Genomic DNA, 24,509 nt, shown 5'->3' with positions numbered 1-24,509 from the left:
GCACGGGTCCGACCGGGGCCGTGGTTCAGAGCCAGCCGCGGCGGCCGGCCTGGACACCGAGCTGGAACCGGGTCTTGGCGCCGAGCATCTCCTGGAGGCGGGCGATGCGCCGGGCGACGGTCCGCTCACTCACCCCCAGCTCACGGGCGATCGACTCGTCGGTCAGCCCGGTACTGAGGTAACTCAGGAGCTGGCGGCTCTCGTTCATCGGACTGGCCTCGCTCCCGACGACCTCACCGGCCGGCGGGAGCGGAACGGCCACCCGCCAGTACGACTCGAAGACGCCGATCAACCCGTCCAGCAGCCCCGAGGGCTGGACGACGACGCTGTGGTGTCCGGTGCGGTCCGGCGCGGTCACGGACACCACGGCGAAGCGGTCGTCGCAGACCAGGAGGTTCAGCGCGACGTCGGGGAAGACCCGTGCCTGCTCCCCGTGGTCGACACACGTGTGCGCCACCTCCAGCGCCTTGGGGTCCTGGAGGATGTTGGCGCTGTACACCACCCGGTAGGCGATCCCGCGGCCCAGCGCGTTCAACGTTCCGGGCCCGACCTCCGGCACCCGATCGCCCCCGCCCACCGGCCCTATCGACAGTGCGCGCACCTCCGCCAACGCCTCGCTGTGGACCCGCTGTTGAACCGCCTCGGGTCTGCCGGAGGTGTCGACGACCTCGACATAGCTCGAACCCGCGGTGTGGTCGAGCCAGAACCGCGACAGCACCGTCGCGCTCTCGTAGGCGATCCGGGCCTCGCGCGCGCGTCGCTCGGCGACAGCCTCCAGCATCGCGCGAGGCGGCTGGGCGATCAGCCTGCCGTTCGTGCGTGACACCAGGCCGATCTCGCCGAGTTCGGTCACCGAGTACTGGAGACTTTCGAGAGGCGACCCGACCAACGTCGGCCGCTCGGTGAGCTCGAGCAAGGTCTGCGGACCCTGTTCCACGAGCGCGAGATAGACGGCCTCCGACGTCGCGGAGAGCCCGAGATCCTGCAATGGGCGCAGTTCGCGCATGTGTCCCCCCAACCCCGGCGGCGCTGAACGCACCACCACCACTGACTCCATTCGTACGGTGACTGTTCGATTACAGAAGAGCGCCAGACTAGCAGCACGTGATCATGCGGATGCCGGTGTCCTGTCCGTCATTCCGGCCCCGTACCGCCGCCGGTCGCACCGGCCGAACGCGTTGATCCCGGCCTGGGGGCGGTACGCACGGAGATGCCGTCTGTATGGTCGGGGGTCATGGCCACCGATGACGATGCTCTTCTCGCGGAACAGATGGCCTATTACAGGGCCGGTGCGACCCAGTACGACAGACCGTATGCGGAACGCGAGGAACTGCGGGAGTTGCTGTCCGGCGCCGATGGGCTCCCGATTGCCGGAGACGTGCTGGAACTGGCTTGCGGAACGGGCCAGTGGACCTCCGTGCTCGCAGCGCGGGCGCGGTCGGTGACGGCTGTCGACGCGGCAGCCGAGGTGTTGGACATCGCACGGACGCGAGCCGCGTCCGACAACGTCCGGTTCGTTCAGGCCGATCTGTTCGAATGGCAGCCACCGCGACGCTACGACACGGTGTTCTTCGCCTTCTGGTTGTCGCATATCCCGCCGACGCGATTGCCCGACTTCTGGAACCTCGTCGCGGCAGCGCTCGCGCCGGGCGGCAGAGCGATCTTCATCGACGACGGCCCGGCCGGGGCTGCGGAGGAGGAGGTCCTCGCGGATGACCCGGTCCCCGCGGCGATGCGCCGGCTCGACGACGGCAGCCGGTACCGCATCGTGAAGGTGTTCCACGACGCCCGAACCCTCACGGACGACCTCACCGCGCTGGGATGGTCGGTTCGCATCCGGACCGTCGCCGCGAATTTCATCGGGATCGCGGAACCGCCGGCCGCCACGTCGTGAGGCGACTGGGCTGATGGCCTTGCGGTGACGTGGGACTCGTGAACCAAGTCGCGTCCACCCACGCTGCGTTGGACTCGCCCGTGCGGCAGGGGTCTCGGTGTCGTCCGCCGGCCGGTACGCCACATCCGTGCTGCGCCCCCCTCACCCCGCTCGGAAGCGCACTCCATTTCAGGGCGTCGGCCGTGTCCGGACGCTCAGGGCCTCGATGGACCAGTCGAACAGCGGCGCCAGGCTCTCCGGGGGCGGCCAGCCGTTGACCACCGCGAGCAACTGGAGGTAGCGATCTCTGCGGGGGTCGTTCATGTTCGCCAGCCGTGTCGCCAGTCGGCGGCGCAGCCCGATGTCGTCGGGGTGGCCGAGTATGCGTGCGTAGTGGGCCGTGAGTGCCGCGACGAACGGATCGGCCTGGGGCGAGGCCGGATCGATAGGGGTGGCCAGGGCCGGGCCGACCAGGTCACGGACGGCTGCGGCAATGTCGCGGCGTGGGCCCGTCGTGTCGCCTCGGGCCTGCTCGTTCGCGTGGTCCTCGGCCATCCGCCGCACTCCGGTGCGGAAATCCGGGTCCCGGGACAGCTCGGCCAGCTCCATCCACGCCTGGACCTGCTCGGCGTCGGGGTCGGCGGGCAACTCGGGGGTCATCGAGCGCATGGCGCCCGCGAATGCGGGGGTGGCATCGAGACCGCCGAAGACGGCCTCGAGGAAGTCATCGATCAGACGCCGGCGCTCGTCCTCTGAATGCTGGGCCAGCTGGTGCATGAGTTCCGTCTCCTCGAGGGTGGACCCGCGCTCGGCCACCGCTGTCAGCACCGCGCGCCGCAGGCTCAGTACGCGGATCTGCACCGCCAGCGCTTCCGCGTGCGCGGCGGCGACCTCGCGAAGTGAGCGCTCCCGGTCCACGACCTTGCGGATCGTGGGAAGATCCAGTCCCAGCTCGCGCAGGGTCCGTACGAGGTCCAGGCGTGCGATGGCATCGGCGTTGTAGCGGCGGTAGCCGGCCGGGCTGCGGTCCGTCGGCGCCACGATTCCGCGATCGGAGTAGAACCGAATGGTTTTGACCGTGAGACCGGTCCGCCGAGCGAGCTCGCCGATCGTGTAGAGCGTGTCGCCGTTCATGCCCCCACCTTTGACTCTCCCCCTACGGGAGACTCAAGCCCTGTGACGGCACCACACGCAAGCAACCGTCCAAGGCCCGCACCGTGACCAAGAGGGTCCCACGCGGGCCTTTCCTGGCGCGCTCGCCCAACTGGCCCCGCAGGGAAGGGACCTTCAGCCCAACGGTCGTAGCCTTTCGGCATCCGGCGGTGCGCGGCGTCCGCGACGAGAGTGAGGAGCGTAAGGACAAGGACCGGACACTCGCGAAGGGATCACTGCCATGGCCGTGGACGAGCACCCGCACCGGAGCGCGGGCATCCATCTGCCGGTCTTCCGCCGCAACCGGACCGCCTCCGCGTCCGCCGCGTCGGCACAGCTCGACACGCACACCGCCGCTCAGGCGTACGCCCTCGCATCCCTGCGCATCCTGACCGGTTTCGTCTTCCTGTGGGCGTTCCTGGACAAGGTCTTCGGCCTCGGTTACGCGACCGCGCCCGGCAAGGGCTGGATCGACGGCGGATCGCCGACGAAGGGCTTCCTCAGCTCCGTCGCCGTCGGGCCGATGGAGTCGACGTTCCACTCGTGGGCCGGTCAGACGTGGGCGGACTGGCTGTTCATGCTGGGCCTGCTCGCCATCGGCGTGGCCGTCATGACCGGTGTGGCGCTGCGGCCGGCCGCCGTGGCGGGCACGGTGATGATGGCGCTGATGTGGATGGCCGAGTGGCCACCGGCCAAGCATCTGTCGAACGGAGCCCCAAGCATGTCGACAAATCCGTTCGCCGACTACCACCTGATCTACGCCGTCGCCCTGGTCGCCCTGGCGGCAGCGGGCGCGGGCGCCACCTGGGGCCTGGGCTGTCCGTGGGCGCGGCTGCCGATCGTCCGCGACCACACCTGGCTGCGCTGAAGCACCCACAGCACGACGGCCCGGCAACACGCGGGCCGTCGTGCCAACCTCCGCCGCGGATCTTCGGCTCTGCTGAAGGACTACGGCCCCTGCCTGGCAGAACTCCCTGAACACGACAATGGAAGGTGGAGATCATGTCCCGCACCATCACCGTGGGTCTCGACGGCTCGCCCGAGAGCCGCGCCGCCGCCGAGTGGGCGGCCCGCGAGGCGCAACTGCGCGGACTGCCGGTGAAGCTCCTCCAGGTGTGGGAGCCGGTACCGGAACCCATGGCCCTGGCGCAGCTGCTGGGCGCCGACACCCACCAGCACTGGACCGAGAGGGTGCCGCGCGAGGCCGCCGGAGAACTCCGGTCGCGCCATCCCGGCGTCGAGGTGACCACCGAACACGTCACAGGAAAGCCCGCCGAGGCCCTCGCCCGCGCTGCGGGGGACGCCGAACTGCTCGTCCTCGGCTCGCGCGGCCTGGGCGGGATCCGCGGCTTCCTGGTCGGCTCGGTCGGGCTCGCGGCGGTGGCGTCCACCGAGCGGCCCGTCGTCCTGGTCCGCGCCGACGAGCAGACCACCGGGGAGCAGACCACCCGCGAGCAGGCCACCGGGGAGCAGGCCACCGACGAGCCCGAGACGGACGTGGCCGGCACGCCGTCCACCGCGGCCGCCGTCCGCCCCGTCGTTCTCGGGCTCGACGTCGCCGGCCCCGACGAGGCGCTGCTCGCGTTCGCCTTCGACGCCGCCGCGCGCCGGAACGTGCCGCTGCGCGTCGTGCACGGCTGGAACCCGCCGCCCTACTACGCCTACGGCATGGGCCTGGAACCCGCGGTCGAGCGGGAGATGGCGAAGGCTGACGCCGCCGCCGTGACCGAGGTGCTGCGACCCTGGCGGCAGAAGTTCCCCGGTGTGGAGGTCGTCGAGCAGCTCCACTTCGGCAGCCCCTCGCTCCTCCTGATCGAGGCCTCCCGCGAGGCCTCCCTGGTCGTCGTCGGCCGGCGTATCCGCCGGGCCGCCTTCGGCGCCCGCCTCGGCCCCGTGATCCACGCGGTCCTGCACCATGCCGCCGCCCCCGTCGCCGTGGTGGCCCACGACTGACGCTCACCTCGACCAGCGTGGTCACACGCTTCCGGGTGCCTCCGGCATGCGAAGCACGCCCCGGGCGGCAATGGCCGCCCGGAGGCGCGCGGCCGTTTCGGCCGCCTCCCGCGGGGACACGGACAGGACCCCGTTCTCGGTCATCAGGGCGTGGAACTGCTGCTGCTTCGCGGTGCATCGCGGTCATGGCTAGCGTCTCGCGCTCGTTGACCTCTGCCGACGGGTGCCGGCGGGTGGGGGACACACGTTGTTCTGGGCATACCGCCCCGGCAGTCCAAGGTGACCGCTTCCGGTTCGGTGAGTGGGTCCGCGGGTGCTCGTGCGGTGCGAGGAGCGTTTCGGTGCATCGGTAGCCTGTGTCATCGTGACGCGCGCGTGGATTCTGCCGATGTTGTTCGTGCTCTGCGGCTCGGTCATTGCGACTGAGATGATCTTCCAGGGGCGTTTTGGCGCAGCCGCAGCACTCCTGGTGGTGTTCGTGCTGCTCGCAGGCGTGAACTCGCCTCTGGTCTTCCCACGGTCGATCGGTGCTCTGGAGGCAGAGCACCGCAGCGCGGTCGACGGTCGGCCGATCGTCTTCTGGCGGTCGGGCTGTCAGTACTGTCTGCGACTGCGCATCCGGTTGGGCCGTAGTGCCCACCAGATGCATTGGGTCGACATCTGGCGTGACCCGGCTGGAGCGGCAGCGGTGAGAGCGGCCAACGACGGCAATGAGACCGTGCCGACTGTCGTCGTGGCGGGCCGGCCGTACACCAACCCCGATCCTGCATGGGTGCGCGAACAGCTCTCTGCTTCCGCGTGATCAGGCGCGCCAATCTCACGGCACGATGGCGACCGGGCACCCGGCCTCGCGCAGCAGGGCCTGTAGGGCGTCCGGGCCCATACCGGCGCCGCGTCCCACGACCATCAGTGCGGCGCCCTCAGCATGGTGGGCCAAGGCCTCGGTGGGGCTGAGGAGCAGGATGTCCTCGAGTACCGGTACCCCCGGGTACTTCACCCGCCACGGCCGCAGCGTGTCGGCCAGGAGTTGCACCTCATGGTCCTCCCAGGTGGCGCGGTCCTCCTCGGGAACGGCGAAGGGCAACTCGGCGGTGCAGGAGGGAAGTTCCCAGGCGTGCACGGCGTGCAGCCGTACATCCCTCACCCGGGCGGCGTCGAAGGCGAAGTCGACGGCCTGCTCCAGCGGGTGACGCGCGTTCACCCCAAGGGTGACGTGCGAGGGGCGGCGCACCGGAACCGTGAGGGCGGTGAGATCGTCCGGCACCAGCACCACCGGGCAGGCGGGGGGAGCCACAAGGGCGAGCTGTGCTGGGCCGGCGGTGTCGTCCTCCGCAGCGGACAGGCCCAGCACGAGCATCGCCGCGGCGCTCAGGTCGCCGGGCGGTGAGCCGGACACCACCTCGAGCGGCAGACCGCGCAGCGACGCCTCGCGCGTCGCCCAGTCGACGGCCGCACGACCGCGGCCCGTCCCGTTGGCGCAGGTGATGATGACACGGTTCACGACGCTCCGCCTCTCGGGCACAGGGGCAACCCGGCCTCACGCTTCCTATCGTGCCGCCCCCTTCAGGACCGGCTTAGGGGCCGAATGGGCCTGGGGGAGTCCTTGCGGCCCATATCCACCGAGTGATCGTGGGAAGACACTGACAGTAACGAGCAGATCGAGCGCCGGAGGTGCGCACCATGCTGTCGCCTGTCATCGTCGGAGTGGACGGATCTGCCGAGAGTCTCGCCGCCGTCGAGTGGGCCGCCCGTGAGGCGGTGCGCCGCGACCGACCGCTGCGACTGGTGCATGCCAGGAACTGGACCCGCAGTCACACGGAGAGCGAATCCGCGAACGCCGCGCAGCGGCATGTGGCGCGTCGCACCTTGCGGCAGGCCGAGGAGCACATCCGTGGCTCGGTACCCGACGTGCGCCTCTCCGACGAGCAGGTCGAGGGCCCGGCGACCGCGGCCTTGCTGAAGGCCACCGAGCAGGCCGAACTGCTGGTGCTGGGCTCACGGGGCCTCAGCGGCTTCACGGGAGTCCTCGTCGGCTCGGTCGCCCAAGGGGTGGTCGCCGCGGCCACGCGTCCCGTGGTGCTCGTGCGGGCGGGGGAGGAGGCCGAGGACGAGCACTTCCCGGCCGACGACGGCAGCCCGTCCACCCGCACCGGTTTCCGCGACGTGGTGCTCGGCATCGACCTCGCCGATGCCTGCGACGAGGTGATCGAGTTCGCGTTCGAGGCGGCCCGCCTCCGGCACGCCCGGCTGCGTGTCGTGTATGCCTGGCAGTCGCCTTCCGCGATCAGCCTCGGCCCCGGGGACATCGGTCTGATCAACGATCCCGCGCAGGCCGAGGAGTGGCGGAACTTCCTGTCCACCCTGCTGAGGGTGTGGCGCGACAAGTACCCCGGCACCGAGGTCCTGGAGACCGTTGTGGAGGGCAAGGCCTCCACCGTGCTGGTGCGGGCCGCTTCCGCGGCGAGCCTCCTCGTCGTCGGCCGCCGCCTGTCCGAACGGCCGACGGTTCCGCGCATCGGCCCCGTCACCCATGCCGCCGTCCATCACGTCCGTTGCCCGCTGGCCGTCGTACCCCACGAGTGAGAACAGGCAGTAGCCGATCACGATCGGCGTCCCACTGTCACGCTGTTACTGTGCGTGCCCGTGATAGGAGCCAACAGCGCAGACGCCGCTGAGGAGTTGTGCGACCGCATCGAATCCGCCGCAGCGGGGACGCCGTACCGGATGTGCCGGACGGAGGGGGGATTCGATCTGACTGTGGACGTCGACGTCCCGCAGTGGCAGGCGCTGCTGACCCGTCGCCGGATGAGCCAGGTGCACACCTACCGCGTCGCCCTGCGGCCGGAGAAGAAGGTCTTCACGCTGACGGATGTCGTCCGCACCGTCGAGTACGAGGCGGGCCTGGGTGGAGTGCGGCTGGGAAAGACGGTGTCCGTCGGTCGGAGCGTGTACGTCGCCTCGCACCGGACCTTGGACGGCTCCGGCCCCGACTCCGAGCAGTACACCTTCTCGTCCGCCGAGGGGCACCGGCTGATCCGGGGCGCGGCCGGGAAGCTGGGCTGGCGGGAGGCGCAGCCCCCCAGCGTGAAGATCGCCGCAGGTGCCGCAATCCTCGGCGGACTCGGCGCCATCGCCGCGTTGATCGCCGTCGCCGTCGTCAAGTGGCTCTGACCGGCCGGCGGGCCGCCAGATCCCGCGGGCGACGCCGCCGACCAGCCGGACAGCAAGACGCTTTCGACCAGCCGGGTAGCAAACGGCGGCCGCACACCTGCCGCCCCGGGAATCCCGGCTTTCCTCTGCGACCCGGTCGTCGCTCCTCCGGCACTCAGCCCTCGGGGCCCTGCCCTGCACCCTCGACACCAGCGACCGGCGCCGTCACGACGTCGACGCGCTCCGTGACCACGGGTGGCCTCCAGAGGCCTTGCCGCCCCCTCGTCGTCTACAGTGCGGTAGACCGTCTACGAGGAAGGGCACCGGAGAACGGAGGAGCATGCGCCGCAAGATCCTGATCGTCGAAGACGACCACGCCCTGCGTGACGTCCTGCGCCGCAGCCTGTCCGACGAGGACTTCGACCCCGTCTGCGCCGCCGACGGCGCCATGGCCCTGCGTCTGGTCTCGGAGGACGTCTCCGCCGCCGTCCTCGACATCGGGCTGCCCGACGCGGACGGCCGGGACGTGTGCCAGGCGATGCGCGCCAACGGGTTCCGCGCCCCGATCGTCTTCCTCACCGCCCGGCACCAGCTCACCGACCGGCTGGCCGGGTTCTCCGCCGGAGGCGACGACTACCTGCCCAAACCGTTCCACCTCGCCGAGCTCGTCGCCCGGCTGCGAGCGGCACTCAAGCGTGCCGGGCCGCCGCCCGCCGCCACGGCCGGAGAGCTGGTCCTGGACGCGGTCGAGCACAGCGTGACCGTGCGCGGCGCCGACGTCGCCATGTCCCCGACCGAGTTCCGCCTGCTGGCCGCCCTGGCCGCCGCGGGCGGAAGCATCGTCCGCCGTCGTGAACTGGTCCGGGCGGCCTGGCCGGCGGGCGCACAGGTCAGCGACAACACCCTGGACCAGTACCTGACCCGGTTGCGGCGCAAGCTGCGGACGGCCGGCAGCGGCCTGACCATCGGTACGGCCCGCGGGATCGGACACCGGCTGTCATGACACGGCTGCTGCGCCGTCTGGCTCCGCGCACGCTGCGCGGCCGGCTCTCGCTCGTGGCCCTGACCACTGCCGCGCTCCTGATGACCGTCCTGACCGTGGCCTTCAACGCGGCGACGAGCCGGCACCTGCAGCACCAGGCGGACGACGAGCTGCGGACTCGGGCCGCCGCCGTCGCCACGACCGTCGACACCAGCGGCCCCCGGGTACGCGTCGTGGAAACCGCCAACGACCAACTGCTCGACACGAACGTCTGGATCTACGCCGGGACACGGCTGCTCGAACAGCCGCCCGCGACCACGGCCCACAGCACCCTGAGCAGAGCCGCCGTACACCTCGCCGCCGTGGGAAGGCGCGCCTGCGAGACCGTCCCCGCCGAGAACGTCCGGCTGTGCTCCCAGCCCGTACCCGGCCGCCACGCCGCCGCCATGGTGGTCACCGCGCTGAACCTCGCCCCCTACCGGAGTTCGGCCGACACCCTGCTGCTGGCGTCACTGACCCTGGACGCCCTCATGCTCGCGTGCACCTACGCGCTGACGCGCCTGGCCGTCGGCAGAGCGCTGCGTCCGGTGGGCACGATGACCGACCAGGCCACTCAGTGGAGCGCCGTCGCCTCCGACGACCGCTTCGGCGTCACGGAACGGCCCGCCGAGCTCGCCCGGCTCGGTGCCTCGCTGGACGCACTGCTGGACCGCATACGCGCGGTGCTGCGCCACGAGCGACAGCTCACCGCGGAGCTGTCCCACGAACTGCGCACCCCGCTGAGCCGCATCATCATCGAGCTCGACTGGTGGCGGTCCCGGCCGCGCTCGGCCGCCGAGACCCGAGCCACCCATGAGGTGATAGACGAGGCTGCGCAGTCGATGCGCACCATCTGCGACACCCTGCTGAACGAGGCCCGCGAAAACGCCGTGAATCCCTCGGAGGTCCCCGGCACCGTGGAGGTCGTCCCCGTTCTGCGGGGCCTGATCCAGCAGCTCCGAACGCCGCCGGGCGTGAGGGCCACCGTCGAGGCGGCTGATCCGGACCTCAAGGCGGGGATCGCCCCCGCCCTGCTGGAGCGGATCGTCAGTCCGCTGCTGGCCAATGCCGCTCGGTACGCGCACGCCGGCGTGACCGTCGTCGTGCGTCGCGGACCCGCGGCCGTGCGCATCGACGTCGTCGACGACGGCCCCGGCGTGCCCGCGGCCTTCGCGGCCGAGCTCTTCCAGCCCGGACGGCGCGCCGACCGGGCCGACGGACACGACGGCGCGGGACTGGGACTGCCGCTGGCCCGGCGCCTTGCCCGTGCCGTCGGCGGCGAGGTGTCCCACGACCCCGGACACGCGCCCGGGGCGCGGTTCACCGTCAGCGTGCCGGTCGGCTGACCGCTTCCGCCTCGGTCACCGAGGCGGTGGTCCTGCGCTCGCGCACCTGGGCGTAGGCCATCAGGCCGAACAGGATCGCCAGCAGCACCGCCGACGAACCCGCCGTGCCCAGGTCCAGGCCGCCCTTGGCGACCGGCTTGGTGAGGAAGTCCCCCGCGGTGGCGCCCAGCGGGCGGGTGAGGACGAACGCGATCCAGAACAGAAGCACGTTCGGCACCACAGGCACCTTCATCAGCGCCACCAGGACGGCCAGGGCGCCGGTGACGAGCAGCGCGCCACCGGCGTAGCCGAGTCCCGAGCTGTCCGAGAGGAAGTCGCCCATCGAGGTGCCGAGCGTGTTGGAGACGAGGATCGCCGACCAGAACAACGCCTCACCGCGAAAGGTGACGATGTCGCGGATCTGGAACGTCATCCGGGACAGCTTCCAGACGGCGAAGATGACCAGCAGGACCGAGATGAGGATCGCGGCGCCCGCCGGGTATCCGAGCCCGAGGCCCTGCGGGCCCCAGCCGAGCGACGTGGCACCGTCCGACAGGTACTTCGCGCTGGCGTCGCGGTTCATGAAGTCGGACATCGTGGTGCCGGCCATGCTGGTCGACAGGATCACGGTCCAGTAGAAGAACGGGTTGTAGCGGCGTGATCCCAGCTGGACGACCAGGGTCACCACGAAGACCAGGAACAGCGCGATCGTGGTGAGGAAGTAGCCCAGCTTCAGGGTCTGCGCGAAGAGGTCCCCGGCCGTCTCCCCCAGGGTGGTCGCCGCGATCTTCATGATCCAGAACGCGAGGGTGACCTCGGGCAGTTTCTTCATCACCGACTTCGCCGTACCGGCCGCCGGGCGGTGCGTGCCCGCGACGTCGAGGTCGGTGAGGACTTCGGGTCGCTCCATGGTCCCATGCTCCTGTCGGTCGAACAGCGGGGCGCCCGTGCCGCGGGGACGGGCGCCTTGTCAGGGTGAGCCGACCGCGAGGAAACGGCCGGCGCCCCACGATGACAGGAGCATCCTGAAAGCAACCTGAACGCCCCACTATGTCGCTTTCAGCTGGTCATCTGTCGCGCATTCCGCTCCGGCTCGATCACGTCCCTGCGCGTCGCCGACAGGTGGACCACCAGACCGAGGATGACCAGCAGGAAGAGCGCACTGGTCACGACGGTGCCGAGTCCGAGACCGCCGTCCGCGCTCGGCTGGGAGAGGTAGTCGCCGATCGAGGCACCCAGCGGACGGGTCAGGATGTAAGCGATCCAGAAACTCCACACGGCGTTCAGGCCGAGCGCGAAGTGAGCCACGGCGACCGCGGCGATCGCGAGGGCGAACAGCACGGCGGAGAGCCAGTAGTCGAGATCCATCCGCTCCGAGGCGAGGTCGCCGGCGGAGGTGCCGAGGGCGAAGGTGAAGAGCACGGCCAGCCAGTAGAAGGACTCACGGCTCAAGGTGTCGACGTGATGGATGGACAGGGTCCGCTCACGTCGGTACCAGACGGCGAACACGACCGCGAGCGCGACGGCGAACACCGCGGTGCTCGTCTCCGGCGGCACTCCCATGTTGTCGGTGAGGTTGTCGCTGATCAGCGTGCCGACGACGCTGATCAGGGCCACGGCGAGCCAGTACACGCCCGCGCGGTAGGCGAGGGTGCGGAACTGCACCACCAGCACCACGGCCAGCAGGGCGCTCATCAGAAGCGACACACCGGTCAGACCGAGGCCGGCCTTCTCGTTCAGCAGGTCCGCCGCGGTCTCACCGACCGTCGTGCACAGCACCTTGATGATCCAGAAGTAGACGGTGACTTCGGGCACCTTGTTCCAGCGCATCCGGTGGCCGAGGCCGACCGCCGGTGCCGCAGTGGTTTCGGCGACTTCGTAGGGCATGAGGCCAGACCGTGCCACCGAGTCCCTGAACGCTTCCTTTACGCGCCGCGCCGGGGCTTTCGGCCGTGGCCTTGTGCACGGCCGGGGTGCGAGTGCCGCGGCGGTCGCGGTTGCCGAGGCCTCACCGCCGGCCAGGCACGGACTCGCTACTGAGCGTCCTCGTCACCGGACCCCAACGATCCTGCCGTGTGGCCGAATCGGCGCAGGCATCGGACCGCGAGGTCGGCGGGGGAGCCGGGTCCCTCGACTCCGGCCTCCGTGCCCGCCCATGTCTCCAGGGCGATCCGGATCGCGTCGGTGGCGGCGGCCGCGGTGAGCCGTACCTCCAGGTCCTCGACGTGCCCGCCCGAGAGCCGGGCGATCACCGGGACGAGCCGCTCCTCGGATTCCTGGTTGACCCGGTACCAGACCGCCCGCAGCGCGGGGTCCTCGGCCGCGGCCCGCAGGAGCCCACGCGTGCGCAGCATCGCCTGGGCGGCCTCCTCGTCCGGCGGGAGCAGCACCTGCTCGACGGCGGACTTCAGCGCCCGGGGGAGTGGCGTCCCCGGCTCCGTGGCCTCCAGGAGCGCCCGCCAGCGGTCGCCGCCGACCGCGAGCAGCGGGGTCACGGCGTCCTCCTTGGAGCGGAAATACCGGTAGAAGGTCCGCAGCGCGATCCCCGCGCGCCGAGCGATCTCCTCGGCCGTCGTGCCCTGCGGGCCTCGCGTGGCGAACAGCTCCATCGCCGCGTGCGCGATCTCGAGCTGCGTGGCGGCCTTGCGGCGCTCGGTCAGGGAGGGGGAGGCATGAGTGCTCACCGCACAAGGATACGGCCCGTGGCATGTTTTTGGCACGCATTGACGTGGTGGCAAAACGTGCCACCCAGGCGTAACGTGTAGGTCGATCGAGGACGCCGAAGGCGAGAGAGAGCCGGCGTCACAGGGCCCTGGCCGGACACCCGCGGGGCCGGTTTGGAGAACAGATGAACCGCTACGAAGGCCGTCGAGTCCTGATCACCGGTGGTGGCTCGGGCATCGGCCAGGCCACGGTGCTGCGCATCCTCGCGGAGGGTGGCTCCGTCGTGGCCGCGGACGTCAGCGAGCGGGGTCTGAACGACACCGCCGAGAAGGCCGGTACCCACGCGGACCGCCTCACGACGCTCGTCATCGACATATCCGACGAGGCCTCGGTACGCGCCGGGGTCGCCGCCGCCGTCACCGCGCTCGGCGGTCTGGACCTGCTGGTCAACGCGGCCGGGATCCTGCGCTCCTCGCACACCCACGAGACGAGCCTCGACGACTTCACCCGCATCCTCCAGGTCAACCTCGTCGGCACCTTCCTCATGATCCGCGAGTCCATCCCGGCGCTGCTGGAGGGCCGGGGTGCGGCGGTCGTCAACTTCAGTTCGACCTCCGCGATGTTCGCGCACCCCTACATGGCCGCGTATGCGGCGAGCAAGGGCGGCATCCAGTCCATGACGCACGCGCTGGCCAGCGAGTACGCGAAGCAGGGCATCCGCTTCACCGCCGTCCAGCCCGGTTCCATCTCCTCCGGCATGACCGACGGCAGCGGCGCCAGCAAGCAGAGCGCGGGACCGGGGCTGCCCGAGGATGCCGACATGAGCCTGTTCATGAAGCTTTCCCCTGCGCTCGGTCAAGGTTTCGCCGGCCCGGAGACGGTGGCGTCCGTGGTCGCGATGCTCGGCTCCGACGACGGCAGCTTCATCACCGGCACCGAGGTCCGCATCGACGGCGGCACCCACTTCTGAGACAGGCCCGGCGGCGGCTCGGGCCGCGATTGAGGACGCACGGTTGCGCCACCCGAGGACGGCGCCGTCCGCCGCCGATCTCACGGGGGCCGCGGCGCCTTCCGCCGCGGCCCTTTCACCGACGCCCACACCGCATGGATGACAACAACGAAGGAGCGCACCATGAACGACCTGACCGGCAAGAGCGTGATCATCACCGGCGGAGCCCGCGGCCTCGGGGCCGAAGCGGCCCGTCAGGCGATCGCGGCCGGAGCCAATGTGGTGATCACCGATGTGCTGGACGACGAGGGCAAGGCCACCGCCGCGGAACTCGGTGCCAACGCCCGCTTCCTGCACCACGACGTCACCTCTGAGGAGGACTGGCAGCGGGTTGCCGACTTCACGGTCGCCGAGTTCGGCGGGATACACGGCCTCGTCAACAACGCCGGAATCTCGACCGGCCAGCTTCTCGAGGCCGAGTCCGTGGAGCACTTCCGCAAGGTGCTCGACATCAACCTCACCGGTGTCTTCATCGGCATGAAGTCCGTGATCCCCGCGATGAAGGAGAGCGGTAGCGGTTCGATCGTCAACATCTCCTCCGCCGCGGGCCTGATGGGCCTCGCGCTGACGGCCGGTTACGGCGCCTCCAAGTGGGGCGTGCGGGGACTGACGAAGATCGGCGCGGTGGAACTCGGCACGGCCCGAATCCGGGTGAACTCGGTGCACCCCGGCATGACCTACACCCCGATGACCGCATCCGTCGGCATCGAGCTGGGTGAGGGCAAGTACCCGAACACGCCCATGGGCCGGGTCGGCGAGCCGTCCGAGATCGCGGGCGCCGTGGTGTTCCTCCTCTCGGACGCCGCGTCCTACGTCACGGGCGCGGAGCTGGCGGTGGACGGCGGCTGGACCACCGGACCCACCGTCAAGTACGTCATGGGGCAGTGAGGACCACTGTCGGCTGGACGTACCACTCCATGGTCCGGCCGCCGCCCGTAGCACGGGAGATCCGTCACGCCGGTTCGACGGGCAGCCACAGCTCGCAGGTCGCCGTGCTGAAGTCGTCCGCGCGCTCCAGGACCGTGACGATCGAGGGACCTGGCCGCAGACGCCACGGGTTGGACGGAAACCAGTCCGTCGCGGTCGCGGCCCAGGTCGTCTGGAGCGTCTGCGGATACGGTCCGGAGCTGCGGAAGATCGCCCACATGCCGGCCGGTACCTCGATGGCGTCGAGATCGTCGGGGGCCGGCGTGTCCCGGGAGACGGCGACCCCGTGCAGGTAGGTCAGTTCGCTGCCCTCCGCGCTGTCGGGGGCGAGGTCGTCGCAGACTTGGAGCAGGCCCCCCGGTTCGGTCTCGCTGAGGGCCTTCAGCCGGAGATGCTCCTGCGGCGGCAGTGCGGTGATGTGCTGCTGGATGTGCGGGTTGACGCCCTGGTGGATGAGCGGAACGCGTGCCGCGTGTCCGACCAGCCGGAACGCGGGGTGGTCGACGAGGCGGGTGTCCATGGGGATGGTCCCTTCGACGGTCAGGCGGAACCTGAGTTGCGGTTGAGTGCGCAGGGGGCCTCCTTCGCGGCGCACGTCACGGGGGGCGGCGCCGTGGACCGCCCGGAACGCGCGTCCGAACGCCTCGGTCGAGCCGTATCCGTGCCGGACGGCGATGCTCAGCAGATCGTCCTCGCCCCGGACGACGTCGGCGGCGGCGACGGTCATACGGCGCCGGCGCACGTACTCCGACAGCGGCATGCCGGCCAATGACGAGAACATCCGGCGCAGGTGGTACTCGGTCGTGCCGAGTGTCCTGGCCAGCCCGTCCACGTCGAGTTCCTCGGCGAGGTGCTCCTCCACGAGATCGACAAGCTGGTTCAGTGCCGAGATCACGAGGCCTCCTTTCGACGTCAACCCTGGCAGAAGCACTCCGGCCGCACCCGACCGCTGCGATCCGATCCGATCAGGCGCCCGGACGGGAGCGGAGCTGACGCACGCTCATGCCGCCGGGCGAGCGCGGCCGTCCCGGGCACGTCACAGTTTCCGGTCCTCGGGCGTCACATGGGTGGGCTCCGGCCCGCCGGACAACCGAGGCACCCGTGGGGAGAGTGTGACCCGATGCACGAACACGATTGGCTGGCCGCGCGATTCGAGACGGACCGCCCCCGCCTGCGCGCGGTGGCGTACCGGATGCTCGGCTCGTCGGCCGAGGCGGACGACGCCGTCCAGGAGACCTGGCTCCGGGCCAGCCGCTCGGACGCCGCCGCGGTGGAGAACATGAGCGGCTGGCTGACCACCATCGTGGCCCGCGTGTCGCTGAACATGCTCCAGTCCCGCAAGTCACGCCGCGAGGAACTGGTGGACGCCCCCGAGACCGGCGGCTCGCCCCGCCTGGACACACCGGTCGACCCGGAACGGGAGGCGCTGCTCGCCGAGTCGGTCGGCACCGCCATGCTCCTCATCCTCGACACGCTCACGCCCGCCGAGCGGCTGGCGTTCGTGCTGCACGACATGTTCGCGGTGCCCTTCGAGGAGATCGCGCCGATCGTGGACCGTACTCCGGCCGCTGCCCGCCAACTGGCCAGCCGGGCCCGCCGCCGCTTCCAGCGGCAGGGCGTCGACCCGGGCGCAACGGGTGCAGGCCCGCAGGCCGGGCCGGCACAGGACGGGAGCGCCGACACCCACCAGGCCGGCAAGGCCGATCTCATCCACGCTTTCCTCACCGCTTCCCACGAGGGCGACTTCGAGGCGCTGCTGGCCATGCTCGCCCCGGACATCGCGCTCCGCTCCGACCGGACGGTCGTGCGGATGGGCGCGGTCACGGGGAGGCACACGACAGCGGAGATCCGCGGCTCCGACGCCGTCGCCCGCGCCTTCGCCAAGCTCTCCTGGGACCCGGTGCCCGCCCTCGTCGACGGCTCCGCCGCACTGGCCTACGCCCCGGACGGCGTGCCGCGGGCCGTGTACTGCTTCGGCGTCGCCGACAACCTGATCACCGGCATCGACGTGCGGGCCGACCTCACCGGCCTCGACATCGTCTTGTGCTGAACCGCCGCGGCACGTCTCCCCGCCGCGGGAAGGGGGCGGTCCACAGCGGCCCGCCCCCGCGGCGGGTCAGCCGATCGTGTGCCGCCGCGGACAGTTGCCGGGCGGCCGTGCGGGAGTTCGCCGCCGACGGCGTTGTCCGGGCCATGGCGGACGGCCCGTCACATCCGGCAGCCGCGGCCTGTCATACGGACTGAGCCCGAATTCCTCCCCATGCGAGTAGGAGACACCTCATGTCCACACCCAGCGCCGTGCCGGCGGCCGGGGACTCACGGCGTTGGATGGTCCTCGCCGTCATCTGCACCGCCTACCTCATGCTGACCCTCGACGCCACGGTGACGAACCTGGCGCTGCCGTCGGCGCAGACCTCGCTTCACTTCTCGGACGCGGACAAGCAGTGGGTCGTGACGGCGTACGCGGCGGGTGGTGCTCGACCGCAACCTACCTTGCCGCACTGGTCATCGGCGCCGGCATGTTCGGAGTGCTGCTCTTCCTCATCTACTACATGCAGACCGACCTGGGGTACTCGGCGATCAAGTCGGGTCTCGCCCTGCTGCCGATGGTGGCCGTCACGGCCGTGGCGAGCACCGTGGGAAACATCCGGCTGATGCCGCTCTTCGGCCCGCGGCCGCTGGTCTCCGCGGGCATGCTGATCAACGCGGGCGGTATGGCCTGGCTGACCCGGATCGGGCCGGACTCCCACTACGCCTCGACGCTCCTCGGGCCGATCATGGTGATCGGGCTCGGCATGGGCATGATCTTCGCCGCCGTGCTGCGCACCGGCACCTCCGGGGTACTGCCGCAGGACGCGGGCATCGCCTCGGCCGCCATCAACACCGGCCAGCAACTCGGCGGCGCCATCGGCACCGCGCTGCTCAACACGATCGCGGCCGGCGCCACCACCGACTACCTGACCGGCCACTCCCAGGGGAGGCCGGGGCCGGCGCTGCTCCACCTGGCGACGATCCACGGCTACACCCGGGTGTTCTGGTGGTGCGCCGGCATCTTCGCCTTGGGCGCCGTCATCAGCGGCGCGTTGCTGCGCAGCGGTCCGCTGCCGGTCCCCGGAGTGCCCAGCCCCAAGCCGACCACCGAGCCGGAGAAGGTGCGCTCCTGACGTTCCCGGCGGGCTCCCCTGACGTAGGCCCCGACGCGCCTTCCGGGCACGGCGCCGGCGGAACAACCGATGGGGAGGGCCGGGCCGCCCGGCCCTCCCCATCGGTGCCGATCTCTGAAGCCGGATTACGTCTCTCAGGAGACTTCACACTCCTGGTGCCGGTCGCACGGCGATCCCGTTCCGCTCGAGCAGCGCCGCCGTGACCCCGTCGCCCGGCACCAACTCCCCGGCGAACGACCCGTCGTAGACCACACCGCGTCCGCACGAGGGACTGCGCGGCATCAACAGCGCCTCGGTGCAGCCTGCGCTCCGCGCCGCCGCGAGGGCGCGTCGTGCTCCGTCCACGAATTCTGCCGTCACGTCGCGTCCGGTGTCGTCGACGACCCGAGCCGTCCCGTCGAGCACGTCGTACCCGTCGCCACCCACCAGCTCCGCAGGCCGCCGCGGGGTCACGAGCCCGCCCGCGACCTCCGGACAGAAGGAGACGACTTCGCGGCCGGCCACTGCCTCCTCGACCTCCGAGGACACCTTGTGACGCCCGTCGAACCGGCACGGCACCCCGCGCAGACACGAGCTGACCAGGATTGCTTCCACGCCCCAGGTGGTCCGAGACCGCCTCCCGCCGCGGAGGCCGCGTGAGGGCCATCGGCCTGCTGGCTCCGGGTACGGTCGGTTGTGGCTGGTCAGTTACTGACCGAAACCTCCGGTGTGTCCCTCGGACAGCGCCGCGTTGCGCAGGTGTTCGGCGAGCGCCGCGGTGGCCGTCGACGAGGCGCGGTTCTTGACGCCCCAGGCCAGCAGATGGTGGCGGCGGGCCCAGGAATCCTGCAGTTCGCACACGGTGAGTGGCTGGTCGGGGTCGATGGCGCGGCGCGGTACGACGGCGAGCCCGACGCCTGCGGCAGCGAGGGCGACGAGGACGCCGAGGTCGGCGACGGTGGTGCGGTAGCGCGCCACCGGAGCGTGCGGCCCGAGGTGCTTCTCGATCCAGCGGCGCAGCGAGGAGCCGGCGTCGAGCCCGACGAGCGGGTGCTCGGCGACCTCGCTGTAGGTCAGCGAGGCCCGGCCGGCGATGATTCCTCCGGCCTGGCCGATCACCACGAGGGAGTCGTCGCCGAGCGGCTCCATGCGCAGGCCGCAGTCGCGTGCCTCGTCGTCGACGACGACCCCCAGGTCCGCCTCGCCGTCGGCGAGCATGCGCACGGTTTGCGGAGTGCGGCTCTCGCACACCGTGACGTCGACGTCCGGGTGCGCGCGGAGGAACGAGACCAGGGCCTGGGGAACGAGCCGATGCATCGCGGATCCGCCCGCCAACAGGGTCAGCGGAGCGGTCGGCGACCGGGTGTAGCTGGCGACGGCGCTTTCGAGCCGCGCGGTCTGGTCCAGGACGTCGCGTGCGTGGCGTGCCAGCGTCGTCCCCGCCGGCGTGGGCCGTACGCCCCGTCGCCCGCGGATCAGCAGGGCCACGCCGGCGTGGTGCTCCAGCGAGCGCACCCTGGCGCTGGCCGAAGGGAGGCTCAGGTGCATCCGTTGGGCGCCCGCCGTGATCGACCCCTCCGTCACGATGTGAAGAAAGAGCCGCAGGTCGTCCAGGTCATAGCGCACTGTCCCACCTTAAGGCTCAGCCTTAGGGTCAGCCTAAGGCCCAGGCTTAGGCCGGCTGCGCCGATTACGCATTGTGGACGCACCGGTCACGCGGCGATGCTCGGCGGGTGTTGGAGTTGATTCCCGTCCTGCTCGCCGGTGCTGCCGCGGGAGTGCTGAACGCCATGGGTGGTGGGGGCACGTTCGTGGCGCTGCCCGCTCTGGTGGCGCTCGGCCTGCCGCCCGTGACGGCGAACGCGTTGTCGCGGGTCGCCCTCGTACCGGGTGCCGTGGCCAGTGCATGGGTCTACCAGGGCGAACTCACCCCGGTCGGGACGACGTCGACCAAGGCGCTGACGGCGATCAGCGTGGCCGGTGGCGCGGTCGGTGCCGGTCTGCTGCTGGCGCTGCCGGCCTCGTCGTTCGACGCCGCGGTCCCATGGCTGCTCGCCCTGGCCACGGTCGTCCTCGCCTTTGGACGACGCATCTCCCGGGTGGTGAGCACGGTGCGGGGAAGCTCGGCCGGCATGAGTTCCCGAGCCGTCCTGATCGGACAGTTCCTCCTCGCCGTGTACGGCGGTTACTTCGGCGGTGCCGTAGGCATCATGATGCTGGCCCTGTGGAGCATCGGCCTCGGTCTCGACGCCGCGGACAGCAACCCGATGAGGATCGTGCAGCTCGCGGCCGTCTATCTCGGCGCGACGGTGCTGTTCCTCGTGGCTTCGGACGCACTGAGTGCTCCGCTTGTCCTCACCGTCACCGTGGCCGGGACGGTGGTCGGCGGCTTCGCCGGCGCCCACTTGGCCCGCCGTCTGCCCGCCCGGCTGCTGCGCGGCGTCATCCTCACCACCGCCGCCATCATGACCGTCCTGTATTTCCTGCGCGATTTCCTGCGTGGCTGACCACATGGAGGTGGCTGCGATGACCATCCCCGATCCTGGGGAGCCGAGGCTGACCGACATGAGCGAAGGCGACACGGGAGCCGCCGTGCCGTACACGGATGCGACGCGAGCGAGGCTGCTGATGGCCTACGACGCCTGCGCACTGGCCGACCTCGCGCGGGCCGCGGTTCCCATCGGCGCGCACGAGCTGAACACCGACGGGACCACCCGTTCGCCGGGTGCCGTACTGGCCGACGCCGCCCGGGTGCTCGCTGCCGCGCGGCGGTTCTTCGAGACCGCCGCTGTGTTCGAGCGAATGGGTGGCGCCGACTGGCAGCTCATCGGCGACACCCTGGGTGTGTCTCCGCAAGCCGCCCGGGCCCGCTTCGCCATGGCCGAGACCGGCTTCCGGGAGGAACTGCTCCTGTCCGAGGGAACCGGTCCCGCCGAGACCGGCGAGACGAGTTGCCTGCGCGCCTATATGGCCGGGGAACCGCTGGAAACGGCCCTCGACCTCGACGACTGGGTCCTGCGCCATCAGGACGGCGACGACGATCTCGGTCCCGTACCGGTCTCCGGCGGCTTGACCCGGATCGGTCCTCTACGCCACGCCGAGAACCACTCCTGACCAGACGCTCCGCGGGGCCGTCGGCGAGAACGGCCCCGCGGAGTGTCGTCGGGCCTCAGGCGCCGATGTCGCGGCCGTCGGTGCGCCACACCGAGACCACGGCCGGGCGGACGATCTTGCCGGGGCCGTCGGGCCAGGTGCTGGCCGGCTTCTCCACGGATGCGCCGTCGATCTCGCCCGGGTGCTGCACGGCCACCAGCACGCGCCGGTCCTGGACGATCGGCCCGCAGGTCTCGGCGCCGGCGGGCACCGTCAGGAACTGCTTGAGCTCACCGCGCCGGTCGCCGCGCGTGGCGACGCCGAAGAGACCGTCGTGGGAACCGAGTTGGGCGCCGTCGGTGGCGATCCACAGGTTGCCGTGCGGGTCGAAGGCCACGTTGTCGGGGCAGGAGATGGGGCTGACCTTGTCCTTGGGGAACCCGGCGAAGTAGGTGGCCGGGTCGGCGGGGTCGCCGGCGACGAGGAAGACCGACCAGGCGAACGTGGTGCTCTCGGGCCGGTCGAGGCCCTCGGTGAGCTCCAGGATGTGCCCGTGCTTGTTGGCGTTGCGGGGGTTGGCCTCGTCGGCGGGCGCCTGGCCGCTCTTGCCGCGGTTGGTGTTGTTGGTGAGGACGACGTAGACCTTGCCGGTGTGCGGCGAGGGCTCGATGTCCTCGGGGCGGTCCATCTTGGTGGCGCCGACCTTGTCGCCCGCCAGCCGCGTGAACACGAGTACCTCTTCGGCGGTCATGCCCTCGACGTGGGAGACGGCGCCGTGGGCGGTGGCGGTGGCGAGCGGAATCCACGTGCCGGAGCCGTCGAACTCGCCGTCGCTCGGCAGCTTGCCGCTGCCGTCGATCTCGGAGGCGGGGGAGTCGCCGGTGAGCTTGGCGACGTAGAGGGTGCCCTCGTCGAGCAGCGTCAGGTTGTGCTCACGCGCCCCGCGGCTGTTTCCGTGCCGCATCTGCTTGCTGCCGACGAACTTGTAGAAGTAGTCGAACCGCTCGTCGTCGCCGGAGTAGACGACGGGCCGCCCGTCCGCGGTGAGCCGCACGGTGGCGGCCTCGTGCTTGAAGCGGCCGAGGGCGGTGCGCTTGCGGGGCGTGGAGGTGGGGTCGTACGGGTCGAACTCGACGACGTAGCCGAAGCGGTGGGCCTCGTTGGGCTCCTGCGCGATGTCGAACCGCTTGTCGAACCGTTCCCACTTCCGCTCGGTGGCACCGGTCCCGATGCCGTACCGCTTGTCGGTGGTCCGGCCGCCGTTGGCGAAGTACTGGTTGAAGTTCTCCTCGCCGTGGAGGGTGGTGCCCCACGGGGTGACGCCGCCGGAGCAGTTGTTGAGGGTGCCGAGGACCGTGCGGCCGCTCGGGTCCGCGGAGGTCTTCAGCAGGGCGGACCCGGCGGCCGGCCCGGTGAGGTGGAACTCGCTGGTGGCGGTCACACGGCGGTTGAGGGGGTGGCGGGGGACGGCGGTGAGGCGCCCGGTGCGCTTGTCGTTCTGGACCACGACGGCGGCCAGGCCGTGGGCGGCCCAGGCGACCTCGACCTGCTGCCGGGTGGGGTTCTCGGGGTCGTACCCCCGGAACATGATCACCTCGTCGGTGTACTCGTGGTTGGCGACGAGGAGCTGGAGGTCGTGCTCGCCCTGGATCGGCAGGAGCGCGAGGAAGTCGTTGTTGTACCCGAACTGGCCGGCCTGGGCGGCGGCGGTCTGGTTCTCGGGGTCGAAGGCGGGCGCGCCGCGGAGGATGGGGTCGCCCCAGCGGATGACGACGTTCTGGTCGTAACCGGCCGGGATGGTGACGGCGTCGGCGGTGTTGGGGGCGACAGGAGTGAAGCGGAGGCCGCGGGCGGCGTCACCGCTGCCCCCGGCGGCGCCCTGCCCCTTCGCCGGAGCCGCCTGGGCCTCCGGCGCCGCGGCCGTGAGGGCGGCCGTGCCGGTGGCGGCTGCCACGGTCACGACGGCGGCGGCGCGCAGCGCGGAACGGCGGCTGAGGGCACCGGCGATGACGTCGCCGACGTACTCGCCCGAGCTGGTGTTGGGCACCTCGTGGAAACACGCGTCGCCGCAGCGGTAGCGGCAGGTCAGGGCGGACCGTCCGCCGGGATGCGAACCGGACGGCGTTCCGATCAGCGGCAGCAGGTTGCGCACTTTACTCTCCCTATACGAACTCTTGGTAGAGAGTGACGCTAGGAGTGCCGAGTGTGCGGTAGCCAGGCCGGAGAATGAACGACCGGTGAACGGGATACAGCCGTATGGGGGTTGGGCGCGGTCTGCGGGGGTGCCACGCGGGGCCACCGGCCCTCACTGCTTCCCGGCGCGCGCCGTGAGCAGCGGCTGGAAGAAGCCCGTCTGATGCGGCATCCGCCACACCGGGTCCTCGAATCCCGCGTCGGCCACGAGGGAGGCCAGCCGGTCCTGGCCGAGGGCCCAGTAGACCGCCCGGCGGACCGTGACCCGCCATTGCCCGCCTTCCGGCAGGAGTTGGAAGTGCTCCAGGTCGTAGTGCTCGCCGTCCTCGTGCCAGTGCCAGAGCTGGAAGCTGATGGTCGGTTCCCCGCCGTCCGGGGACCGGTGGACCTGCGGAGGTGTCGAAGCGGGGCGGGTGCGCAGCAGGTCGTCGTAGGGGCGCGTGCTGACCAGCAGCAGGCCGCCGGGACGCAGGACGCGGCGCATCTCCGCCAGGGCGGCGTGGACGTCCTGCTCCGTCAGGAGATGGGGCAGGGAGTTGTCGGCGCAGACGACGGCGTCGAACCGGCCGTCGGCGAACGGCAGATGCCGCATGTCGGCGGCGGCCGTCGGCAGCGTCAGATTCCGGTGGGCGGCCTCGCGCGCGGCGCGGGCGGCGGCGCGGGGGCTGAGGTCCGTCCCGGTGACGCGGTGCCCACGCAGTGCCAGGCCGATGGCCTGGGTGCCGATGCCGCAGGAGCAGTCGAGCACCGCCGCTCGCTCTTCGCCCATGAGGACGTCCAGGGCCTGGCCCTGCCGGCGTATGCCGGCGTCCCAGTCCGCGTAGATCAGGTGGTAGTCGTCGGCCAGTTCGTCGTAGAAGCGCGTCACCGAGGTCTCGGGCATGGCCCGAGGCTAGTGCTGTGGCCGGAAGGGTTTGCCGGGAAGCTCGCGGCGTCCGGTGCTGGGGGTACCTCCCGCGCCGTTCAGGCTGTGGGGGAGCATCGCAAGGCGGAGCGTCGCCCGCGT

25 protein-coding genes are annotated in these 24,509 nt (G+C 71.0%); 14 read left to right on the top strand and 11 right to left on the bottom strand.

Translation table 11 applies throughout. The features are described 5' to 3' along the window. Positions 1-25: 25 nt before the first annotated feature. Entirely contained in the window at positions 26-1,006 is a 981-nt protein-coding gene (locus ABZ818_RS36300) for a LuxR C-terminal-related transcriptional regulator (protein ID WP_361424572.1), read from the bottom strand. Between the two features lie 228 nt (positions 1,007-1,234). Between ABZ818_RS36300 and ABZ818_RS36295 the strand changes: the two genes are divergently transcribed. After that, positions 1,235-1,894 (top strand): class I SAM-dependent methyltransferase, encoded by a 660-nt coding sequence (locus ABZ818_RS36295; protein ID WP_361424569.1) that lies wholly within the window; start codon positions 1,235-1,237, stop codon positions 1,892-1,894. A gap of 168 nt (positions 1,895-2,062) precedes the next feature. On the opposite strand, the gene ABZ818_RS36290 is transcribed toward ABZ818_RS36295, so the two are convergent. Continuing rightward, the gene (locus ABZ818_RS36290) at positions 2,063-3,007 is read right to left on the bottom strand and encodes a MerR family transcriptional regulator (RefSeq protein WP_361424566.1); all 945 of its coding nucleotides are present in this window, start codon (positions 3,005-3,007) and stop codon (positions 2,063-2,065) included. A 259-nt stretch (positions 3,008-3,266) separates the two neighbouring features. Between ABZ818_RS36290 and ABZ818_RS36285 the strand changes: the two genes are divergently transcribed. From ABZ818_RS36285 to ABZ818_RS36275, 3 genes are all read left to right on the top strand, one after another. Further along, positions 3,267-3,893 carry a DoxX family membrane protein gene (locus tag ABZ818_RS36285; protein WP_361424563.1) on the top strand — a complete coding sequence of 209 codons (627 nt, stop codon included), beginning with the start codon at positions 3,267-3,269 and terminating at the stop codon, positions 3,891-3,893. Positions 3,894-4,027: 134 nt separating this feature from the next. Further along, positions 4,028-4,978, top strand: coding sequence for a universal stress protein (locus ABZ818_RS36280; protein WP_361424560.1), 951 nt, complete (start codon positions 4,028-4,030; stop codon positions 4,976-4,978). A 364-nt stretch (positions 4,979-5,342) separates the two neighbouring features. Then, on the top strand, positions 5,343-5,780 hold the full coding sequence (locus ABZ818_RS36275; protein ID WP_361424557.1) for a glutaredoxin domain-containing protein: 438 nt from the start codon (positions 5,343-5,345) through the stop codon (positions 5,778-5,780). Between the two features lie 15 nt (positions 5,781-5,795). Here the strand turns inward: ABZ818_RS36275 and ABZ818_RS36270 are convergent, their stop codons facing one another. Next, the gene (locus ABZ818_RS36270) at positions 5,796-6,479 is read right to left on the bottom strand and encodes a universal stress protein (protein WP_361424554.1); all 684 of its coding nucleotides are present in this window, start codon (positions 6,477-6,479) and stop codon (positions 5,796-5,798) included. Between the two features lie 179 nt (positions 6,480-6,658). Here ABZ818_RS36270 and ABZ818_RS36265 point away from each other — a divergent pair, with 179 nt between their 5' ends. The 4 genes from ABZ818_RS36265 (at position 6,659) to ABZ818_RS36250 (ending at position 10,495) form a co-directional block, all read left to right on the top strand. Then, positions 6,659-7,561, top strand: coding sequence for a universal stress protein (locus ABZ818_RS36265; RefSeq protein ID WP_361424551.1), 903 nt, complete (start codon positions 6,659-6,661; stop codon positions 7,559-7,561). 54 nt (positions 7,562-7,615) lie between these two features. Next, positions 7,616-8,149 (top strand): hypothetical protein, encoded by a 534-nt coding sequence (locus ABZ818_RS36260; protein ID WP_361424548.1) that lies wholly within the window; start codon positions 7,616-7,618, stop codon positions 8,147-8,149. A 319-nt stretch (positions 8,150-8,468) separates the two neighbouring features. Further along, entirely contained in the window at positions 8,469-9,131 is a 663-nt protein-coding gene (locus ABZ818_RS36255) for a response regulator transcription factor (protein WP_361424545.1), read from the top strand. After that, a complete protein-coding gene (locus tag ABZ818_RS36250; protein WP_361424542.1) occupies positions 9,128-10,495 on the top strand; it encodes a HAMP domain-containing sensor histidine kinase in 1,368 nt (455 codons plus the stop codon). Before ABZ818_RS36255 ends, ABZ818_RS36250 begins: the two co-directional genes overlap by 4 nt. Here the strand turns inward: ABZ818_RS36250 and ABZ818_RS36245 are convergent. The 3 genes from ABZ818_RS36245 to ABZ818_RS36235 all read right to left on the bottom strand — a co-directional run bounded on the left by ABZ818_RS36245 (position 10,476) and on the right by ABZ818_RS36235 (position 13,158). After that, complete coding sequence (locus tag ABZ818_RS36245) at positions 10,476-11,384, bottom strand: hypothetical protein (protein ID WP_361424539.1); 909 nt, start codon at positions 11,382-11,384, stop codon at positions 10,476-10,478. The genes ABZ818_RS36250 and ABZ818_RS36245 overlap by 20 nt on opposite strands. Before the next feature lie 149 nt (positions 11,385-11,533). Continuing rightward, a complete protein-coding gene (locus ABZ818_RS36240; RefSeq protein WP_361424536.1) occupies positions 11,534-12,361 on the bottom strand; it encodes a hypothetical protein in 828 nt (275 codons plus the stop codon). Positions 12,362-12,507: 146 nt separating this feature from the next. After that, entirely contained in the window at positions 12,508-13,158 is a 651-nt protein-coding gene (locus tag ABZ818_RS36235) for a TetR family transcriptional regulator (RefSeq protein ID WP_361424533.1), read from the bottom strand. Positions 13,159-13,322: 164 nt separating this feature from the next. Here ABZ818_RS36235 and ABZ818_RS36230 point away from each other — a divergent pair, with 164 nt between their 5' ends. Beyond that, positions 13,323-14,108 carry an SDR family oxidoreductase gene (locus ABZ818_RS36230; RefSeq protein WP_361424530.1) on the top strand — a complete coding sequence of 262 codons (786 nt, stop codon included), beginning with the start codon at positions 13,323-13,325 and terminating at the stop codon, positions 14,106-14,108. 162 nt (positions 14,109-14,270) lie between these two features. Then, the gene (locus ABZ818_RS36225; protein WP_361424527.1) at positions 14,271-15,035 is read left to right on the top strand and encodes a glucose 1-dehydrogenase; all 765 of its coding nucleotides are present in this window, start codon (positions 14,271-14,273) and stop codon (positions 15,033-15,035) included. 64 nt (positions 15,036-15,099) lie between these two features. Here the strand turns inward: ABZ818_RS36225 and ABZ818_RS36220 are convergent, their stop codons facing one another. Next, positions 15,100-15,969 carry an AraC family transcriptional regulator gene (locus ABZ818_RS36220; protein WP_361424524.1) on the bottom strand — a complete coding sequence of 290 codons (870 nt, stop codon included), beginning with the start codon at positions 15,967-15,969 and terminating at the stop codon, positions 15,100-15,102. Positions 15,970-16,194: 225 nt separating this feature from the next. Between ABZ818_RS36220 and ABZ818_RS36215 the strand changes: the two genes are divergently transcribed. Beyond that, positions 16,195-17,124, top strand: a complete 930-nt coding sequence (locus tag ABZ818_RS36215) for a sigma-70 family RNA polymerase sigma factor (protein WP_361424521.1) — start codon at positions 16,195-16,197, stop codon at positions 17,122-17,124. A 274-nt stretch (positions 17,125-17,398) separates the two neighbouring features. Further along, the gene (locus ABZ818_RS36210; protein ID WP_361424518.1) at positions 17,399-18,238 is read left to right on the top strand and encodes an MFS transporter; all 840 of its coding nucleotides are present in this window, start codon (positions 17,399-17,401) and stop codon (positions 18,236-18,238) included. 144 nt (positions 18,239-18,382) lie between these two features. On the opposite strand, the gene ABZ818_RS36205 is transcribed toward ABZ818_RS36210, so the two are convergent. Both ABZ818_RS36205 and ABZ818_RS36200 read right to left on the bottom strand, forming a co-directional pair. Beyond that, positions 18,383-18,832 carry a DUF523 domain-containing protein gene (locus ABZ818_RS36205; protein ID WP_361424516.1) on the bottom strand — a complete coding sequence of 150 codons (450 nt, stop codon included), beginning with the start codon at positions 18,830-18,832 and terminating at the stop codon, positions 18,383-18,385. 93 nt (positions 18,833-18,925) lie between these two features. After that, positions 18,926-19,843: a LysR family transcriptional regulator gene (locus ABZ818_RS36200; protein ID WP_361424513.1), complete on the bottom strand. Its 918-nt coding sequence runs from the start codon at positions 19,841-19,843 to the stop codon at positions 18,926-18,928. Between the two features lie 107 nt (positions 19,844-19,950). On the opposite strand from ABZ818_RS36200, the gene ABZ818_RS36195 reads away from it, so the two are divergent. Beyond that, positions 19,951-20,724, top strand: coding sequence for a sulfite exporter TauE/SafE family protein (locus tag ABZ818_RS36195; protein WP_361424510.1), 774 nt, complete (start codon positions 19,951-19,953; stop codon positions 20,722-20,724). A 19-nt stretch (positions 20,725-20,743) separates the two neighbouring features. Beyond that, on the top strand, positions 20,744-21,331 hold the full coding sequence (locus ABZ818_RS36190) for a hypothetical protein (protein WP_361424507.1): 588 nt from the start codon (positions 20,744-20,746) through the stop codon (positions 21,329-21,331). A gap of 55 nt (positions 21,332-21,386) precedes the next feature. Here the strand turns inward: ABZ818_RS36190 and ABZ818_RS36185 are convergent, their stop codons facing one another. Both ABZ818_RS36185 and ABZ818_RS36180 read right to left on the bottom strand, forming a co-directional pair. Next, on the bottom strand, positions 21,387-23,462 hold the full coding sequence (locus tag ABZ818_RS36185; protein ID WP_361424504.1) for a PhoX family protein: 2,076 nt from the start codon (positions 23,460-23,462) through the stop codon (positions 21,387-21,389). A 153-nt stretch (positions 23,463-23,615) separates the two neighbouring features. Then, positions 23,616-24,386: a class I SAM-dependent methyltransferase gene (locus ABZ818_RS36180; RefSeq protein ID WP_361424501.1), complete on the bottom strand. Its 771-nt coding sequence runs from the start codon at positions 24,384-24,386 to the stop codon at positions 23,616-23,618. Between the last annotated feature and the right edge of the window lie 123 nt (positions 24,387-24,509).

The organism is Streptomyces sp. NPDC047453 (assembly GCF_040643155.1).
Classification (GTDB): domain Bacteria; phylum Actinomycetota; class Actinomycetes; order Streptomycetales; family Streptomycetaceae; genus Streptomyces.
The sequence above is the reverse complement of the archived record's forward strand: the minus strand, read 5'-3'. Positions and strand labels throughout refer to the sequence as shown.

Excerpts from the sequence above, each read along its gene's own strand:
- ABZ818_RS36215 (WP_361424521.1), top strand. The coding sequence starts at position 16,195 with ATGCACGAACACGATTGGCTGGCCGCGCGATTCGAGACGGACCGCCCC.
- ABZ818_RS36280 (WP_361424560.1), top strand. The coding sequence starts at position 4,028 with ATGTCCCGCACCATCACCGTGGGTCTCGACGGCTCGCCCGAGAGCCGC.
- ABZ818_RS36180 (WP_361424501.1), bottom strand. The coding sequence starts at position 24,386 with ATGCCCGAGACCTCGGTGACGCGCTTCTACGACGAACTGGCCGACGAC.
- ABZ818_RS36300 (WP_361424572.1), bottom strand. The coding sequence starts at position 1,006 with ATGCGCGAACTGCGCCCATTGCAGGATCTCGGGCTCTCCGCGACGTCG.
- ABZ818_RS36265 (WP_361424551.1), top strand. The coding sequence starts at position 6,659 with ATGCTGTCGCCTGTCATCGTCGGAGTGGACGGATCTGCCGAGAGTCTC.
- ABZ818_RS36230 (WP_361424530.1), top strand. The coding sequence starts at position 13,323 with ATGAACCGCTACGAAGGCCGTCGAGTCCTGATCACCGGTGGTGGCTCG.
- ABZ818_RS36295 (WP_361424569.1), top strand. The coding sequence starts at position 1,235 with ATGGCCACCGATGACGATGCTCTTCTCGCGGAACAGATGGCCTATTAC.
- ABZ818_RS36245 (WP_361424539.1), bottom strand. The coding sequence starts at position 11,384 with ATGGAGCGACCCGAAGTCCTCACCGACCTCGACGTCGCGGGCACGCAC.
- ABZ818_RS36190 (WP_361424507.1), top strand. The coding sequence starts at position 20,744 with ATGACCATCCCCGATCCTGGGGAGCCGAGGCTGACCGACATGAGCGAA.
- ABZ818_RS36255 (WP_361424545.1), top strand. The coding sequence starts at position 8,469 with ATGCGCCGCAAGATCCTGATCGTCGAAGACGACCACGCCCTGCGTGAC.
- ABZ818_RS36240 (WP_361424536.1), bottom strand. The coding sequence starts at position 12,361 with ATGCCCTACGAAGTCGCCGAAACCACTGCGGCACCGGCGGTCGGCCTC.
- ABZ818_RS36285 (WP_361424563.1), top strand. The coding sequence starts at position 3,267 with ATGGCCGTGGACGAGCACCCGCACCGGAGCGCGGGCATCCATCTGCCG.
- ABZ818_RS36290 (WP_361424566.1), bottom strand. The coding sequence starts at position 3,007 with ATGAACGGCGACACGCTCTACACGATCGGCGAGCTCGCTCGGCGGACC.
- ABZ818_RS36250 (WP_361424542.1), top strand. The coding sequence starts at position 9,128 with ATGACACGGCTGCTGCGCCGTCTGGCTCCGCGCACGCTGCGCGGCCGG.
- ABZ818_RS36225 (WP_361424527.1), top strand. The coding sequence starts at position 14,271 with ATGAACGACCTGACCGGCAAGAGCGTGATCATCACCGGCGGAGCCCGC.